17 protein-coding genes are annotated in these 13,614 nt (G+C 62.2%); 13 read left to right on the plus strand and 4 right to left on the minus strand.

The features are described 5' to 3' along the window. Positions 1-22: 22 nt before the first annotated feature. Together KCG87_RS11805 and KCG87_RS11810 are read right to left on the minus strand one after the other, a co-directional pair. A complete protein-coding gene (locus tag KCG87_RS11805) occupies positions 23-352 on the minus strand; it encodes an EscU/YscU/HrcU family type III secretion system export apparatus switch protein (protein WP_210559217.1) in 330 nt (109 codons plus the stop codon). Further along, positions 349-1,929 (minus strand): flagellar hook-length control protein FliK, encoded by a 1,581-nt coding sequence (locus KCG87_RS11810; protein WP_210559216.1) that lies wholly within the window; start codon positions 1,927-1,929, stop codon positions 349-351. Before KCG87_RS11810 ends, KCG87_RS11805 begins: the two co-directional genes overlap by 4 nt. Before the next feature lie 197 nt (positions 1,930-2,126). On the opposite strand from KCG87_RS11810, the gene ccmA reads away from it, so the two are divergent. The 10 genes from ccmA to KCG87_RS11860 all read left to right on the plus strand — a co-directional run bounded on the left by ccmA (position 2,127) and on the right by KCG87_RS11860 (position 9,509). Continuing rightward, positions 2,127-2,762: a cytochrome c biogenesis heme-transporting ATPase CcmA gene (gene ccmA / locus KCG87_RS11815; protein WP_045122041.1), complete on the plus strand. Its 636-nt coding sequence runs from the start codon at positions 2,127-2,129 to the stop codon at positions 2,760-2,762. Further along, positions 2,759-3,427, plus strand: coding sequence for a heme exporter protein CcmB (gene ccmB, locus KCG87_RS11820; protein ID WP_003222942.1), 669 nt, complete (start codon positions 2,759-2,761; stop codon positions 3,425-3,427). Before ccmA ends, ccmB begins: the two co-directional genes overlap by 4 nt. 78 nt (positions 3,428-3,505) lie before the next feature. Beyond that, positions 3,506-4,261 carry a heme ABC transporter permease gene (locus KCG87_RS11825; RefSeq protein WP_003222943.1) on the plus strand — a complete coding sequence of 252 codons (756 nt, stop codon included), beginning with the start codon at positions 3,506-3,508 and terminating at the stop codon, positions 4,259-4,261. Beyond that, on the plus strand, positions 4,258-4,434 hold the full coding sequence (gene ccmD, locus KCG87_RS11830; protein WP_003222944.1) for a heme exporter protein CcmD: 177 nt from the start codon (positions 4,258-4,260) through the stop codon (positions 4,432-4,434). The genes KCG87_RS11825 and ccmD overlap by 4 nt, the downstream gene beginning before the upstream one ends. Continuing rightward, positions 4,431-4,886, plus strand: coding sequence for a cytochrome c maturation protein CcmE (ccmE, locus tag KCG87_RS11835; RefSeq protein WP_007961672.1), 456 nt, complete (start codon positions 4,431-4,433; stop codon positions 4,884-4,886). The genes ccmD and ccmE overlap by 4 nt, the downstream gene beginning before the upstream one ends. Positions 4,887-4,889: 3 nt before the next feature. Next, a complete protein-coding gene (locus KCG87_RS11840) occupies positions 4,890-6,878 on the plus strand; it encodes a heme lyase CcmF/NrfE family subunit (RefSeq protein ID WP_210559215.1) in 1,989 nt (662 codons plus the stop codon). Further along, positions 6,875-7,411 carry a DsbE family thiol:disulfide interchange protein gene (locus KCG87_RS11845; RefSeq protein WP_210559214.1) on the plus strand — a complete coding sequence of 179 codons (537 nt, stop codon included), beginning with the start codon at positions 6,875-6,877 and terminating at the stop codon, positions 7,409-7,411. The genes KCG87_RS11840 and KCG87_RS11845 overlap by 4 nt, the downstream gene beginning before the upstream one ends. Further along, positions 7,408-7,878 (plus strand): cytochrome c-type biogenesis protein, encoded by a 471-nt coding sequence (locus KCG87_RS11850; RefSeq protein WP_003222948.1) that lies wholly within the window; start codon positions 7,408-7,410, stop codon positions 7,876-7,878. Before KCG87_RS11845 ends, KCG87_RS11850 begins: the two co-directional genes overlap by 4 nt. Next, positions 7,875-9,077, plus strand: a complete 1,203-nt coding sequence (gene ccmI / locus KCG87_RS11855) for a c-type cytochrome biogenesis protein CcmI (protein WP_210559213.1) — start codon at positions 7,875-7,877, stop codon at positions 9,075-9,077. The genes KCG87_RS11850 and ccmI overlap by 4 nt, the downstream gene beginning before the upstream one ends. Before the next feature lie 27 nt (positions 9,078-9,104). Beyond that, the gene (locus tag KCG87_RS11860; protein ID WP_134785764.1) at positions 9,105-9,509 is read left to right on the plus strand and encodes a hypothetical protein; all 405 of its coding nucleotides are present in this window, start codon (positions 9,105-9,107) and stop codon (positions 9,507-9,509) included. A gap of 106 nt (positions 9,510-9,615) precedes the next feature. Here KCG87_RS11860 and KCG87_RS11865 read toward each other — a convergent pair whose 3' ends face one another. Further along, positions 9,616-10,503, minus strand: coding sequence for a LysR family transcriptional regulator (locus KCG87_RS11865; protein ID WP_210559212.1), 888 nt, complete (start codon positions 10,501-10,503; stop codon positions 9,616-9,618). A 267-nt stretch (positions 10,504-10,770) separates the two neighbouring features. Between KCG87_RS11865 and KCG87_RS11870 the strand changes: the two genes are divergently transcribed. After that, entirely contained in the window at positions 10,771-10,983 is a 213-nt protein-coding gene (locus KCG87_RS11870; RefSeq protein WP_027613935.1) for a type II toxin-antitoxin system HicA family toxin, read from the plus strand. Continuing rightward, a complete protein-coding gene (locus KCG87_RS11875) occupies positions 10,983-11,387 on the plus strand; it encodes a type II toxin-antitoxin system HicB family antitoxin (protein WP_007961664.1) in 405 nt (134 codons plus the stop codon). The genes KCG87_RS11870 and KCG87_RS11875 overlap by 1 nt, the downstream gene beginning before the upstream one ends. A gap of 58 nt (positions 11,388-11,445) precedes the next feature. On the opposite strand, the gene KCG87_RS11880 is transcribed toward KCG87_RS11875, so the two are convergent. Further along, on the minus strand, positions 11,446-12,633 hold the full coding sequence (locus KCG87_RS11880) for an MFS transporter (protein ID WP_210559211.1): 1,188 nt from the start codon (positions 12,631-12,633) through the stop codon (positions 11,446-11,448). A 243-nt stretch (positions 12,634-12,876) separates the two neighbouring features. On the opposite strand from KCG87_RS11880, the gene KCG87_RS11885 reads away from it, so the two are divergent. Beyond that, positions 12,877-13,497 (plus strand): DUF5666 domain-containing protein, encoded by a 621-nt coding sequence (locus tag KCG87_RS11885; protein ID WP_210559210.1) that lies wholly within the window; start codon positions 12,877-12,879, stop codon positions 13,495-13,497. The last annotated feature ends 117 nt before the right edge of the window (positions 13,498-13,614 follow it).

Consider the following 13,614-nt stretch of genomic DNA (forward strand, 5'->3'; position numbering starts at 1 on the left):
TTGAGCCTGTATCCGGCGCGGCCTAGTAATCAGCCCCGCGTTCGGTAACGTCCTTCTCGACCATCGGCGCATCCGGATCCTGCCCCTCGGGGAATTTCCCCTTCAGGTTCCACGCGAACGCGATGATCTCGGCGATCGTGCGGTACAGCTCCTCGGGGATGCTGTCGCCCAGTTCCATTCGCGCCAACAGCCGCACCAGCTCGGCGTTTTCATAGATCGGCACTTCGCAGTCGCGGGCGATGCGCAGGATTTCTTCGGCCAGTTCCTCGTCGCCCTTGGCGGTGAGGGTCGGGGCGTGGTTGCCGTCGTATTTGAGGGCGATGGCCTGGCGTGGAGCAGTGTAATCGTTCATGCGGTTTCATCGACCCAGCGGTGTTCGAGGCGGGTTTGATTGCCTTGCGGCGGGGTGCCAAGGTGGCAGTCGAGATCGCCGACACTCAGCCCGCGATCGAGCAGGCGCTGGCGCAGGGCGAACAGATTGGTTTCGATCAGGTCGGCGGTGTACGGGCGTTCGGCCCAGAGCTGACTCGACAGGCTGCCAGCAATCAACTGCGCCTGAATCTGCATCGGCCCCAACGGCTCCATGTCGAACGCCAGGTCGACGCGCCACAGCTGCTGTTTGGGTTCGCGTTCGTCACGGCGTTCGTTGGGTTGCGGTTCTCTTTCCGGCGCTTCTTCGCGCTGAAACTTGACCTGCAACGGCACGATGTCCTGCAGGTTGCGCATGGGGATTTCCAGCTGCCAGGTGCTGAGCAGACGGCCGTCATCGGTGACACCGGTCTGTTCCAGGCTCGACAGCTGATGGCTTTGCAGACGCGACACGGCTGCCGCGGCGAGGCGCAGCAGATGCTCAAGATCGCCTTCGCCGTCGAGGCTTTGCAGCAGGCGGTCAGGCAATGGGAAACTGCTCGGCATGGGTTTGGCGCTGACCTGACCGAGAGTGCCGAGGGCGTTGCGCACGAAACTCGGCAGCGCTTGCGCCAGGGTGTTGGCGGCGATGATCGCGTTGAAACTGGCATTGCCCGGCGCACCCGGCGACAGCTGCGCGATCAGTTTGAGCAGATCGGCTTTCATGTCCGGGGCCAGCGCCGGATTCTGTCCGGTCAGCAATTTGGCTTCGAGGAAGGCGCCGCTGTTGGCCAGGGCCAGCGCCACGCCTTTGGCGGTGCTCATTTGCTGCACATCGGGCAGGTTGGCGAGCAGGCGCGTGACGGCAGCGCGCAGGTCCTGCGAGGTCTGATCGTCGTCGCTCGACAGGTTTTGCAGAGCATTGAGCAAACCGTCCAGCGAACCTTGGCGAGTCTGCTGGCCGAGCAGTTGCTGGCTCACCGCCAATTGCTCCTGACGGCTGCTCAGCGGCACGAACTTGAGGGTTTGCGAGTCTTCGACCAGTGCCGAGAGCAGGGTGCCGATGCGCAGCGGCGTCGGGCTGTCGATGTCCAGCGTGGCACCGCTCTGCGCGGTGTTGAGCAGGCTCACCAGCGAGCGGTACACCGTCGGCTGTCCCGGCACTTGCGGCAGTGTCTGCGAGGTCAGCACCTTGCCTTGCAGCAGCGTGCCGACCGGCAACTGCGCGGTGTCGATGCGGGTGAGGGCGGCGACGCTGCTGGCAATCGCCTGTTGCACGGTGATCGCCAGATTGCCCGCCGACGGCTGAGTGACGGCCAGGTTGGTGCCGGTCGGCAACGGCAGGTTGCTGCTGGCTTGCACGGTGGTCTGCCGACCGCCGTCGACGGTCACCTTGAGCAGCAGTTGAAAGGTCTGATCCGCCTGCTTGAGTGACAACACCTCGGCCTGGGCGCTTTGCCCGGCGCCGATCAAGCCTTCGACCGGGGTCAACAGCTTGAGCAACTCACCGCTCATCACCAGCGGACGCGTGTTCGCCGGGGTGGTGGGCGGGAGCGGGAGGATGTTCATTTCGCCTGTCATACGCGGACACAACCTGAGGAAATTGCGCTCTTGGGAGTAAGGCACGGCATGTATAATGCCGCGCGTCTTGCGCTTCGTTCAGAAAACATAGCAATTGTTTGATCCAGCTCTCTGGTTCGCACCGTCATTGCATTTATCCTGCATCTCTTTAACGGCCGCGCCAGAGCCGACTTGAACCGTATAAGGCCCGTGATCCCTTGACCAGTCCTGTCCTGCAAACCGTTGCCCTTGCCTGTGAGCGAGACCTGCGGCTGCTCTTCGAAAATCTCGAATTAAGACTGGCCAGTGGCGATATGGTGCAGATCAGCGGCCCCAACGGCAGCGGCAAGACCAGCCTGCTGCGTCTGTTGTCCGGGTTGATGCAGCCGACCAGCGGTCAAGTGCTGCTCAACGGCCAGCCCTTGACTGCACAACCGAGCGAACTGGCGCGCAACCTGTTGTGGATCGGCCACGCCGCCGGGATCAAGGACCTGCTGACCCCGGAAGAGAACCTGTCCTGGCTCTGCGCCCTGCATCGGCCGGCCGAGCGCGAGGCGATCTGGCAGGCACTGGCAGCCGTAGGATTGCGCGGATTCGAAGATGTTCCCTGCCACACCCTGTCCGCCGGTCAGCAACGCCGCGTGGCGCTGGCGCGGCTGTATCTGGACAGCCCGCCGCTGTGGATTCTCGACGAGCCGTTCACCGCGCTCGACAAACAGGGCGTGGCGCAGCTTGAAGAACACTTGGCCGGGCACTGCGAGCGCGGCGGTCTGGTGGTTCTGACCACGCACCACACACTGAGCCGGATGCCGGCCGGTTATCGCGATATCGATCTGGGGAACTGGGCAGTATGAGTGTGTTCGGCCTGCTGGTTGCCCGTGAGTCCCGTTTGCTGTTTCGTCGCCCGGCGGAACTGGCCAATCCGCTGATTTTCTTCGCCATCGTCATCGCCTTGTTCCCGCTGGCCGTCGGCCCGGAAACTCAAGTCTTGCAAAACCTGTCCCCGGGGTTAGTCTGGGTGGCCGCGTTGTTGTCGGTCCTGCTTTCGCTGGACGGACTGTTTCGCAGTGATTTCGAAGATGGCTCCCTGGAACAGTGGGTCCTTTCGCCGCACCCGCTGCCCCTACTGGTGCTGGCCAAGGTGCTGGCACACTGGCTGTTCTCGGGACTGGCACTGGTTCTGCTCTCGCCGTTGCTGGCGTTGATGCTCGGTTTGCCGGTCGCCTGCCTGCCGGTGTTGCTGTTGTCGTTGCTGCTGGGTACACCGGTGCTGAGCCTGCTCGGTGCGGTGGGCGCGGCGCTGACGGTTGGTTTGAAACGCGGCGGCCTGTTGCTGGCGTTGCTGATTCTGCCGTTGTACATCCCGGTGTTGATCCTGGGCAGTGGCGCCTTGCAGGCCGCCTTGCAAGGCATGCCGGCGACCGGGTATCTGCTGTGGCTGGGTAGCCTGACCGCCCTGGCGATCACCCTGACACCTTTTGCAATAGCTGCTGGCCTGAAGATCAGCGTCGGCGAATAATGAGGTCTGGTTAAAATTTAACCAGCAAAGACCCTGAGACTGCTCACAGCGATGAGCGGCACCCGTGATGGAAACAGTATGAACTGGACCTGGTTTCACAAGCTCGGCTCGCCCAAGTGGTTCTACGGCATCAGCAGCCGGTTTCTGCCGTGGCTGAGCATTGCCGCGTTGCTGCTGATCAGCGTTGGCGTCGTCTGGGGCCTGGCCTTCGCGCCGCCGGATTATCAGCAGGGCAACAGCTTCCGCATCATCTATATTCACGTGCCTGCGGCGATGCTGGCTCAGTCGATCTACGTGATGCTGGCGGTATGCGGCGTGGTCGGGCTGGTGTGGAAAATGAAACTGGCCGACGTCGCCCTGCAATGCGCGGCGCCGATCGGCGCGTGGATGACCGCCGTGGCGCTGGTCACCGGAGCGATCTGGGGCAAGCCGACCTGGGGCTCGTGGTGGGTCTGGGATGCGCGGCTGACGTCGATGCTGATTCTGCTGTTCCTGTATTTCGGGGTGATTGCGCTGGGCAACGCCATCAGCAACCGTGACAGCGCCGCCAAGGCCTGCGCCGTGCTGGCGATCGTCGGGGTGATCAACATCCCGATCATCAAGTACTCGGTGGAGTGGTGGAACACCCTGCACCAGGGCGCGACCTTCACCCTCACGGAAAAACCGGCAATGCCAGCTGAAATGTGGCTGCCGCTGCTGCTGACAGTGCTGGGGTTCTACTGCTTCTTCGGCGCCGTGCTGTTGCTGCGCATGCGCCTTGAAGTGCTCAAGCGCGAAGCCCGCGCCAGTTGGGTGAAAGAAGAAGTGCAGAACAGCCTGGAGGCCGCGCGATGAGTTTTGCTTCATTCGGCGACTTCCTCGCCATGGGCCACCATGGCCTGTATGTCTGGTCGGCCTACGGCATCTGTCTGGCGGTGCTGATCCTCAACGTGGTCGCACCGATCGCGGCCCGCAAGCGCTATCTGCAACAAGAGGCGCGTCGTCTGCGCCGGGAGAACGGCAAGTGAATCCGCTGCGCAAAAAACGTCTGACCCTCATTCTGGCGATCCTGGTCGGGGTCGGCGCTGCCGTCGGCCTGGCCCTGAGCGCCCTGCAGGAAAACATCAACCTGTTTTACACGCCGACCCAGATCGCCAACGGTGAAGCGCCGCACGACACGCGCATCCGCGCCGGCGGCATGGTCGAGAAGGGCTCGCTGCAACGTTCGCCGGACTCGCTGGACGTCAAATTCGTTGTCACCGACTTCAACAAAGCCGTGACCATCACCTACCGCGGGATCCTCCCGGATCTGTTCCGCGAAGGGCAGGGCATTGTCGCCCTGGGCAAACTCAACGCCGACGGCGTGGTGGTGGCCGATGAAGTGCTGGCCAAGCACGACGAGAAGTACATGCCGCCGGAAGTGACCAAAGCGCTGAAAGACAGTGGTCAATCGGCACCGACCCAAGCGAAGGAGGGTTGATCGATGACTTCTGCACTGTTTATTCCCGAACTCGGCCATCTGGCGATGATTCTGGCGCTGTGTTTTGCGCTGGTGCAGGCCGTGGTGCCGCTGTTCGGTGCCTGGCGCGGTGACCGCATGTGGATGGGCCTGGCCCAGCCGGCGGCGTGGGGTCAGTTTGCGTTCCTGCTGTTTGCCTTCGGTTGCCTGACCTACGCGTTCATGACCGACGATTTCTCGGTCGGTTATGTGGCGATGAACTCCAACAGCGCCTTGCCGTGGTACTACAAGTTCAGCGCGGTGTGGGGCGCCCACGAAGGCTCGCTGCTGCTGTGGGCGTTGATCCTCGGTGGCTGGACCTTCGCCGTGTCGGTGTTCTCCCGGCAGTTGCCGCAAGTCATGCTCGCTCGCGTACTGGCGGTGATGGGCATGATCAGCACCGGTTTCCTGTTGTTCCTGATCCTCACCTCCAACCCGTTCTCGCGGATCCTGCCGCAGATTCCGGCCGACGGTCGTGACCTCAATCCGCTGCTGCAAGACATCGGCCTGATTGTGCATCCACCGATGCTCTATATGGGTTATGTGGGTTTCTCGGTGGCGTTCGCCTTCGCCATCGCCGCACTGCTCGGTGGTCGTCTCGACGCCGCCTGGGCACGCTGGTCGCGCCCTTGGACGATTGTCGCCTGGGCCTTCCTCGGCATCGGCATCACCCTCGGTTCGTGGTGGGCTTACTACGAACTCGGCTGGGGCGGCTGGTGGTTCTGGGACCCGGTGGAAAACGCCTCGTTCATGCCATGGCTGGTCGGCACCGCGCTGATTCACTCGCTGGCAGTCACGGAAAAACGTGGGGTGTTCAAGAGCTGGACGGTGTTGCTGGCGATTGCCGCATTTTCGTTGAGCCTGCTCGGTACGTTCCTCGTGCGCTCCGGCGTGCTGACTTCGGTGCACGCGTTTGCCTCCGATCCTGAACGCGGTGTGTTCATCCTGATCTTCCTGCTGTTCGTGGTCGGCGGTTCGCTGACGCTGTTTGCGTTGCGCGCTCCGGTGGTCAAGAGCCAGGTCGGCTTCAACCTGTGGTCGCGGGAAACCCTGCTGCTGGGCAACAACCTGGTGCTGGTGGTGGCCGCGTCGATGATTCTGCTCGGCACGCTGTATCCGCTGATTCTTGATGCGATCAGCGGCGCCAAGCTGTCGGTTGGCCCACCGTACTTCAACGCGTTGTTCATCCCGTTGATGGCGTTGTTGATGGTGGTGATGGCGGTCGGCGTGATCGTCCGTTGGAAGGACACCCCGGTGAAGTGGCTGGCGAACATGCTGACCCCGGTGTTGCTCGGCAGTGTCGCATTGGCCGTGGTGGCTGGTGTCGCTTATGGCGATTTCAACTGGGCGGTGATCGCGACGTTCCTGCTCGCTGCGTGGGTGCTGCTCGCCGGTGTGCGCGACATCTTCGACAAGACTCGCCACAAGGGCCTGATCAAAGGTCTGCCAAGCCTGACTCGCAGCTACTGGGGCATGCAGATCGCGCACTTGGGCATCGCCGTGTGCGCCCTCGGCGTGGTGCTGTCGAGTCAGAACAGTGCCGAGCGCGACCTGCGTCTGGCGCCGGGCGAGTCGATGGATCTGGCCGGTTATCACTTTATCTTCGAAGGCGCCAAGCACTTCGAGGGGCCGAACTTCACCTCCGACAAGGGCACCATCCGGGTGATCCGCGACGGCAAGGAAGTCAGCGTGCTGCACCCGGAAAAACGCCTGTACACCGTGCAGAGTTCGATGATGACCGAGGCCGGGATCGACGCCGGTTTCACTCGCGATCTCTACGTCGCACTCGGCGAGCCGCTGGAAAACGGCGCGTGGGCGGTGCGGGTTCACGTCAAACCGTTCGTGCGCTGGATCTGGTTCGGCGGTCTGCTGACCGGTCTGGGCGGATTGCTGGCGGCGCTGGATCGGCGTTATCGAGTCAAGGTCAAAGCCCGGGTGCGTGAAGCCCTCGGCCTGCAAGGAGCGGCTGCATGAGACGTTGGTTGATGCTGGTACCCCTGGCGATTTTCCTGCTGGTGGCGGTGTTTCTGTATCGCGGTCTGTACCTCGATCCGGCGGAGCTACCGTCGGCGATGATCAACAAGCCTTTCCCGGAGTTCACTCTGCCGAATGTGCAGGGCGACAAGACCCTGACCAAGGCTGACATTCTCGGCAAACCGGCGCTGGTCAACGTCTGGGGCACCTGGTGCATTTCCTGCCGGGTCGAGCACCCGGTGCTGAACAAGCTGGCCGAACGCGGTGTGGTGATCTACGGCATCAACTACAAGGACACCAACGCCGATGCCTTGAAGTGGCTGGCCGAATTCCACAACCCGTACTCGCTGGATATCCGTGACGACGAAGGTTCGCTGGGCCTGAACCTCGGCGTGTACGGCGCGCCGGAAACCTTCTTCATCGACGCCAAGGGCATCATTCGCGACAAGTATGTCGGGGTGATCGACGAGCAGGTCTGGCGCGAAAAACTCGCAGCCAAGTATCAGGCGCTGGTCGATGAGGCCAAGCCATGAAGCGCTTTATCGCTGCCGTGGTCTTGGGCCTGAGTCTGGCCGGTGTGGCGCATGCCGCGATCGACACCTACGAGTTCGCCAAGGAAGGTGATCGCGAGCGCTTTCGTGAACTGACCAAGGAACTGCGCTGCCCCAAGTGCCAGAACCAGGACATCGCCGACTCCAACGCGCCGATTGCCGCCGACCTGCGCAAAGAGATTTTCCGCATGCTCGGCGAGGGCAAGGACAATCAGCAGATCATCGATTTCATGGTCGATCGCTACGGTGATTTCGTCCGTTACAAACCGGCGCTCAATGCCAAGACTGCACTGCTGTGGTTTGGCCCGGCCGGCCTGTTGTTCGGTGGTCTGGTGGTGATCGCAGTGATCGTTCGCCGGCGTCGCGCACAGCGCACCGAGACTCCGCCATCGCTGTCCACCGAAGAGCGTCAGCGCCTCGACCAACTGTTGGATAAAAACCAAGAATGATTGATTTCTGGCTTGCCGCAGGGCTGTTGCTTCTGGTCGCCCTGAGTTTTCTGCTGATTCCGGTTTTGCGTGGCCGTCGCGCCCAGCGTGAAGAGGATCGAACTGCCCTGAACGTGGCGCTGTATCAGGAACGCGTGGCCGAGCTGCAAGCGCAGCAGGCTGAAGGCGTACTCGATGCGGCGCAAATGGACAGCGGCCGTGCCGAAGCGGCGCGTGAGCTGCTCGCCGATACCGAAGGCGTTGCCGCACCGCGTGTGTCGAAACTGGGCAAGCCGTTGCCGCTGCTGGCGGCGGTGTTGGTGCCGGTGTTGGGCCTGGGTCTGTACCTGCATTTCGGTGCTGCCGATAAAGTCGAACTGACCCGCGAATTCGCCCAGGCGCCGCAGTCGATGGAAGAGATGACCCGGCGTCTGGAGCGTGCCGTCGCCGCGCAACCGGATTCGGCGGAAGGCCTGTACTTCCTCGGGCGCACCTACATGGCCCAGGATCGTCCGGCAGATGCGGCCAAGATGTTCGAACGCGCCGCCAACCTGGCCGGTCGCCAGCCGGAACTGCTCGGCCAGTGGGCGCAGGCGCAATACTTTGCTGACGGCAAGAAGTGGTCGGACAAGATCCAGGCCCTGACCGATGAAGCGCTGAAAGGCGATCCGAAAGAAGTCACCAGCCTCGGCCTGCTCGGCATCGCCGCGTTCGAGGGCGAGCGTTATCAGCAGGCAATCGACTATTGGAACCGGTTGCTGGCGCAGTTGCCAGAGGGCGACAACTCCCGCGCCGCCTTGCAGGGCGGGATCGAGCGAGCCACCGAGCGTCTGCAAGCCAGTGGCGGTAAGGTCGCGGCCGCGCCAGCAGCCAAGGTTGCCGCGCTGCTCAAGGTGCGCGTCGATCTGGCCAGCGAACTCAAAGGCAAGGTGCAACCGGGCGACAGCGTGTTCATCTTCGCCCGCGCCGTTTCCGGCCCACCGGCACCGCTGGCGGCCAAGCGTCTGACCGTGGCCGATCTGCCGGTCACTGTCGAACTGGGCGATGCCGACGCCATGATGCCGCAGTTGAAACTGTCGAACTTTCCTGAAGTCCAACTGGTTGCACGCATCTCTCGCGCCGGTCAGCCAACCGCCGGGGAGTGGGTAGGTCGCAGCGGCCCGCTGGCCAGCAGCACCACCGCGCCGCAAACACTGACCATCGACAGCCCGGACCAATAACCCCGGAACCCACAGGAAAGCACCGCCATGCACAGCCTCGCACGCATCTCCGTCATCACATTGGCCTTGAGCATGAGCGCATGTGCGGTGCACCGACCGGAACCGACCACCAACCTGCCGCCGATCCCGCCGTCACAACCGAGCCCGACCCCGTCGACCTCGCCGACCCCGGGCAAAAGCATCCCGGCCAAACCGTCCAAGCCAGTCCCACGCACCTCAGCCAGCTTCGCCCCACCACCGGGCGGCAACAGCCACTGGGACCAGAAGCTCGGCGTCTACGTCCTCGACGACCAGCCCAACACCTTCTACCGCCAGCGCACCTACTTCCGCTGGAACAACGGCTGGACTCGCTCCGTCAGCCCCAACGGCCCTTGGGAAGACACCGATATCCACGGCGTACCGCCGGGATTGGGCAAACAGTTCGGGCAGTGATGAAAAAACGGCGATCTTTGGATCGCCGTTTTTTTGTGTGTTGCCGGGCATTGATGATGTCCCTGTAGGAGCTGGCGAAGCCTGCGATCTTTTGATTAGCTGTTTTTCACAATCCGCTGGTCAACAACCCCTGCACATAATCCACAAACACCCGCGCCTTCGCACTGACCATCCGCCCCGTGGGAAACACCGCCCACAAGTCCTGATCCGGCAATACCCAGTCACTCATCACCGCCCTGACCGCACCGCTTGCCAGCTCCGGAGCGAACATCCATTGCGAGGCGATGGCCAGGCCCTGATCGGCCAGCACGGCTGCGCGCAAACCCTCGGCGGCGCTGACACGCAGGCGGCCGGTGAGGGTTTGCGTCTGCTGTTCGCTGCCTTGGGTGAAGGTCCAGGTGGCGCCGCCGCTGAGGTTGTAGACGATGCCTTGGTGCTGATCCAAATCGGCAGGGCAGCTCGGTTCGCCGTGACGATCGAAGTAGGCCGGGCTGCCGAGCACCACGCGGCGGCAGTCGGCGATCTTGCGCGCGGTGAGGCTGGAGTCGCTGAGCGGGCCCATGCGCAGGGCCACGTCGATGCCTTCTTCGACCAGATTGATGTTGCGATCATCGAGCATCAGGTCGATGTTCAATTGCGGGTGTTGATCGAGAAACGGCCCCAGTTGCGGCACGACGTGCAGGCGGCCGAAAGTCACCGCCGCGCTGATCCGCAGGTTGCCGCTTAAACCGCTGGCGCTGCCACGGGCGGCGTTATCGGCTTCGTTGGCTTCGTCGATGGCACGCCTGGCCCGCTCGAAAAACGCCAGTCCGGCTTCGGTCGGGGTCAGGCCGCGGGTCGAGCGCAGCAACAGGCTTACAGCCAGGCGTTTTTCCAGCTGAGCGATGGTTTTCGACACGGCGGGCTGGCCGATATTCAAGCGTCGGGCGGCGGCGGAAAAGGAGCCGGTTTCGACCACGTAGACGAAGGTTTCCATGGCGGCGAGGCGGTCCATCAGTCTTCCTGCAAATCTGAAAGTTGTCGTAGTCCCCTTGTGGGAGCGGGCTTGCTCGCGAAAGCGGTCTGACATTCAGCACATGTATTGGCTGATCCAACGCCTTCGCGAGCAAGCCCGCTCCAACAGGGAATAGGGTGCTGAGTGTAATCCGCGTCCATTCAATCACATGCGGTAAAACAACCAAACGTCGTCCTGCAGATTTATGTGCTTGAGTAAAGATAACTCTAGAGTTACTTTTATTCGGCCGGAGCAAGGAGGCGCCAGGTGCAAAGCAGGCTATTGATCAAGGAGCTGGAGGAGGCAGGCTGGACGCTGGATCGAGTCACCGGCAGTCATCACATCTTCACGCATCGTTACAACCCGTACACCATTCCCGTTCCTCACCCTAAAAAGGATTTGCCGCTGGGGACGGTCAAAAGCATCAGGAGGCGTGCCGGGTTGTACCACCCGCCAGCCAGCTACAAGGGAGATCCATAATGCAATATCCGATCTGCATCGAATGGGGTGACGACAACACCGCCATCGGTATTCAGATACCTGACATTCCCGGCGCCGTCACGGCCGGGGACACTTTCGAGGACGCCTATAACGCAGCCGTTGAAGTCGCCCATCTCATGTTGCAGGAGATGGCGGCGGACGGGGAATCGATTCCGATGCCGACGTCGGCAGCGGCCCATCGCAATAATCCGGAGTTTGCCGACATGGGCTGGGGGATGCTCGAGCTGGATATCTCGCCGTACATGGGCAAGACCGAGAAGGTCAACGTGACGTTGCCAGGCTATGTGATCCAGCGCATCGATCGCTATGTGCGTGAACACAATGTCAAAAGCCGCTCTTCGTTTCTGGCAGATGCGGCGATGGAGAAGCTGGTTCGGTATTAAGCGTCATCGCTCTCACAGGCCCAGTGAGCAACCTGTGGGAGCGAGCTTGCTCGACATCTTACGCCGTTGCCAAAGCACCACGCTGCGACGCACTCAGGAACCGCAACAACGCCAGCAGCGGGAACGCGCTACCGACAATCACGATCCACAACCAGCCGCCATGCTCATACACCGCACTGGCGACCGACGAGCCGAAAGCGCCGCCGATGAAGATGCTGGTCATGTACATCGCGTTGAGGCGACCACGGCTTTTGGCGTCCAGCGAGTAGACCGCGCGCTGGCCGAGGACCATGTTCATCTGCACGCAGAAGTCCAGTACCACGCCGGTCACCGCGAGGCCGATGACGCTGTAGGCCGGGTGAATGAAGGCCGGCAGGAAGCTCAGGCTGGCGAACAGCATGGCCAGCAGCGAAGCGATGCGGGTGTGGCCGGCGTCAGCCAGGCGTCCGCTGATCGGCGCGGCGATGGCACCGATGGCACCGACCAGCGCGAAGATCGCAATCTCGCTTTGCGACAGACCGTGGTTGCGCGCCAGTTCCAGTGGCACCGCTGTCCAGAACAGGCTGAAGGTGGCGAACATGCAGCCCTGATAAAACGCCCGCTGACGCAGCACCGGTTGCTGGCGCAGCAGCGTCCACAGCGAGCCGATCAGTTGGCCGTATGTAGCGCTGTGATCCGGTTGACGCTTGGGCACGGTCAACGCCAGCACCACGCTGATCGCGGCCATCAACGCCGCGGCAATCATGAACATCGCACGCCAGCCGAAATGGTCAGCCACTACGCTCGACACCGGCCGCGCCAGCAGGATGCCCAACAGCAGGCCGCCCATGATCCCGCCGACCACTCGGCCACGGGATTCTTCCGGCGCCAGATGCGCGGCCAGCGGAATCAGGATCTGCACCGACACCGAACTGAAACCTACCAGCAACGAGATCAGCAAAAACACATTCGGCTGGCTGGTGAACGCTGCACCGAGCAGGCTGGCAATCGCTACTACAGTGGTGATGATCATCAGTCGGCGGTTTTCCAGCAGGTCGCCCAGCGGCACCAGGAAGAACAGGCCCAGCGCATAACCGATCTGCGTCAGCGAGACGATGAAGCTGGCCATGGTGTCGGAGAGACCGATGTCCGGCGCGATCAGCCCGATGATCGGTTGCGCGTAGTAGATGTTGGCGACGATCGCGCCGCAGCAGAAGGCGAACAGCAGCACCATGCCTCGGGTCATTGCGTGAGTTGTGGCGTTCATAAGGTTTCTCGATCCAGCGAAAGGGAATGCGGTGAGGCTAAGGGACGTACCGAAGCGGCGGTAGAAGCCTTCGATCGATATCAGTTATTCCGTTGCGGAATGATTGGCTTCAACGGCGGTGTCGTCCATCGGCGAACCTTGCGTCCGGCCGGGGAGGGCTGATGATACATTCACTTACATCTTCTTCGATAGCGTGCTTATGTTTACCACTGCGCTTTTATAGTTCATCACCGGAGGATTGCCATGTTGCGCCAGCTGCTGCGTCACACCACCACGATTGCCTTGATCGGCCTGCTCGGCACTGCTGCGGTGCAGGCTGCCGATGCCCCGGGCATGCGTCTCGGCGTGCGCGGTGAGATCACCGGGGTCAGCGCCGATTCGCTGAAAGTCCACGTCAACAGCGGCGAGAACGTGGTGATCCGGTTGACTGCGGACACCAAGGTGCGTGCCGTCACGCTGGCGAATATCGAAGACATCAAACCCGGCAGCTACATTGGCTCGGCCGCCATGCCGCAGGAAGATGGCACCCTCAAGGCAATGGAAGTGCACGTATTCCCGCCGGAACTGGCCGGCAGCGGTGACGGTCATCGGCCGTTTGATCTGGCCAAGGGCAGCAGCATGACCAATGGCAGCGTCGGTGATCTGGTGGTCAGCAATGGCCGGGTGCTGACCGTCAACTACAAGGGCGGGCAGCAGAAGATTCTGGTACCGGAGGACGTGCCGATCGTCAACCTGACGCCGGGGGATCGCAGCTTGCTCAAGGCCGGAGTGAAGATTGTCAGCTTCGTCACCCAGGACGCGGACGGCACGTTGACCGCGCAATCGATTTCCGCCGGCAAGGATGGCGTCACGCCGCCTATGTAAAAGCCCCTCACCCTAACCCTCTCCCGGAGGGAGAGGGGACTGTTTGGGGGATGCTGAAGCAATTTACCGACCTGAAACTTGGTTGCCGAATCCATAATCCATAAGGTCTTTCAGGTC

The organism is Pseudomonas sp. MWU347, assembly GCF_017947305.1.
In the GTDB taxonomy this organism is placed as follows: domain Bacteria; phylum Pseudomonadota; class Gammaproteobacteria; order Pseudomonadales; family Pseudomonadaceae; genus Aquipseudomonas; species Aquipseudomonas putida_A.

What these genes read in the sequence shown, in the direction of transcription:
- KCG87_RS11840 (WP_210559215.1), top strand. Translation starts at nt 4,890, where the DNA reads ATGACTTCTGCACTGTTTATTCCCGAACTCGGCCATCTGGCGATGATT.
- KCG87_RS11810 (WP_210559216.1), bottom strand. Translation starts at nt 1,929, where the DNA reads ATGACAGGCGAAATGAACATCCTCCCGCTCCCGCCCACCACCCCGGCG.
- KCG87_RS11865 (WP_210559212.1), bottom strand. Translation starts at nt 10,503, where the DNA reads ATGGACCGCCTCGCCGCCATGGAAACCTTCGTCTACGTGGTCGAAACC.
- ccmB (WP_003222942.1), top strand. Translation starts at nt 2,759, where the DNA reads ATGAGTGTGTTCGGCCTGCTGGTTGCCCGTGAGTCCCGTTTGCTGTTT.
- KCG87_RS11825 (WP_003222943.1), top strand. Translation starts at nt 3,506, where the DNA reads ATGAACTGGACCTGGTTTCACAAGCTCGGCTCGCCCAAGTGGTTCTAC.
- KCG87_RS11880 (WP_210559211.1), bottom strand. Translation starts at nt 12,633, where the DNA reads ATGAACGCCACAACTCACGCAATGACCCGAGGCATGGTGCTGCTGTTC.
- ccmI (WP_210559213.1), top strand. Translation starts at nt 7,875, where the DNA reads ATGATTGATTTCTGGCTTGCCGCAGGGCTGTTGCTTCTGGTCGCCCTG.
- KCG87_RS11845 (WP_210559214.1), top strand. Translation starts at nt 6,875, where the DNA reads ATGAGACGTTGGTTGATGCTGGTACCCCTGGCGATTTTCCTGCTGGTG.
- KCG87_RS11860 (WP_134785764.1), top strand. Translation starts at nt 9,105, where the DNA reads ATGCACAGCCTCGCACGCATCTCCGTCATCACATTGGCCTTGAGCATG.
- ccmD (WP_003222944.1), top strand. Translation starts at nt 4,258, where the DNA reads ATGAGTTTTGCTTCATTCGGCGACTTCCTCGCCATGGGCCACCATGGC.
- KCG87_RS11850 (WP_003222948.1), top strand. Translation starts at nt 7,408, where the DNA reads ATGAAGCGCTTTATCGCTGCCGTGGTCTTGGGCCTGAGTCTGGCCGGT.
- KCG87_RS11875 (WP_007961664.1), top strand. Translation starts at nt 10,983, where the DNA reads ATGCAATATCCGATCTGCATCGAATGGGGTGACGACAACACCGCCATC.
- KCG87_RS11885 (WP_210559210.1), top strand. Translation starts at nt 12,877, where the DNA reads ATGTTGCGCCAGCTGCTGCGTCACACCACCACGATTGCCTTGATCGGC.
- KCG87_RS11805 (WP_210559217.1), bottom strand. Translation starts at nt 352, where the DNA reads ATGAACGATTACACTGCTCCACGCCAGGCCATCGCCCTCAAATACGAC.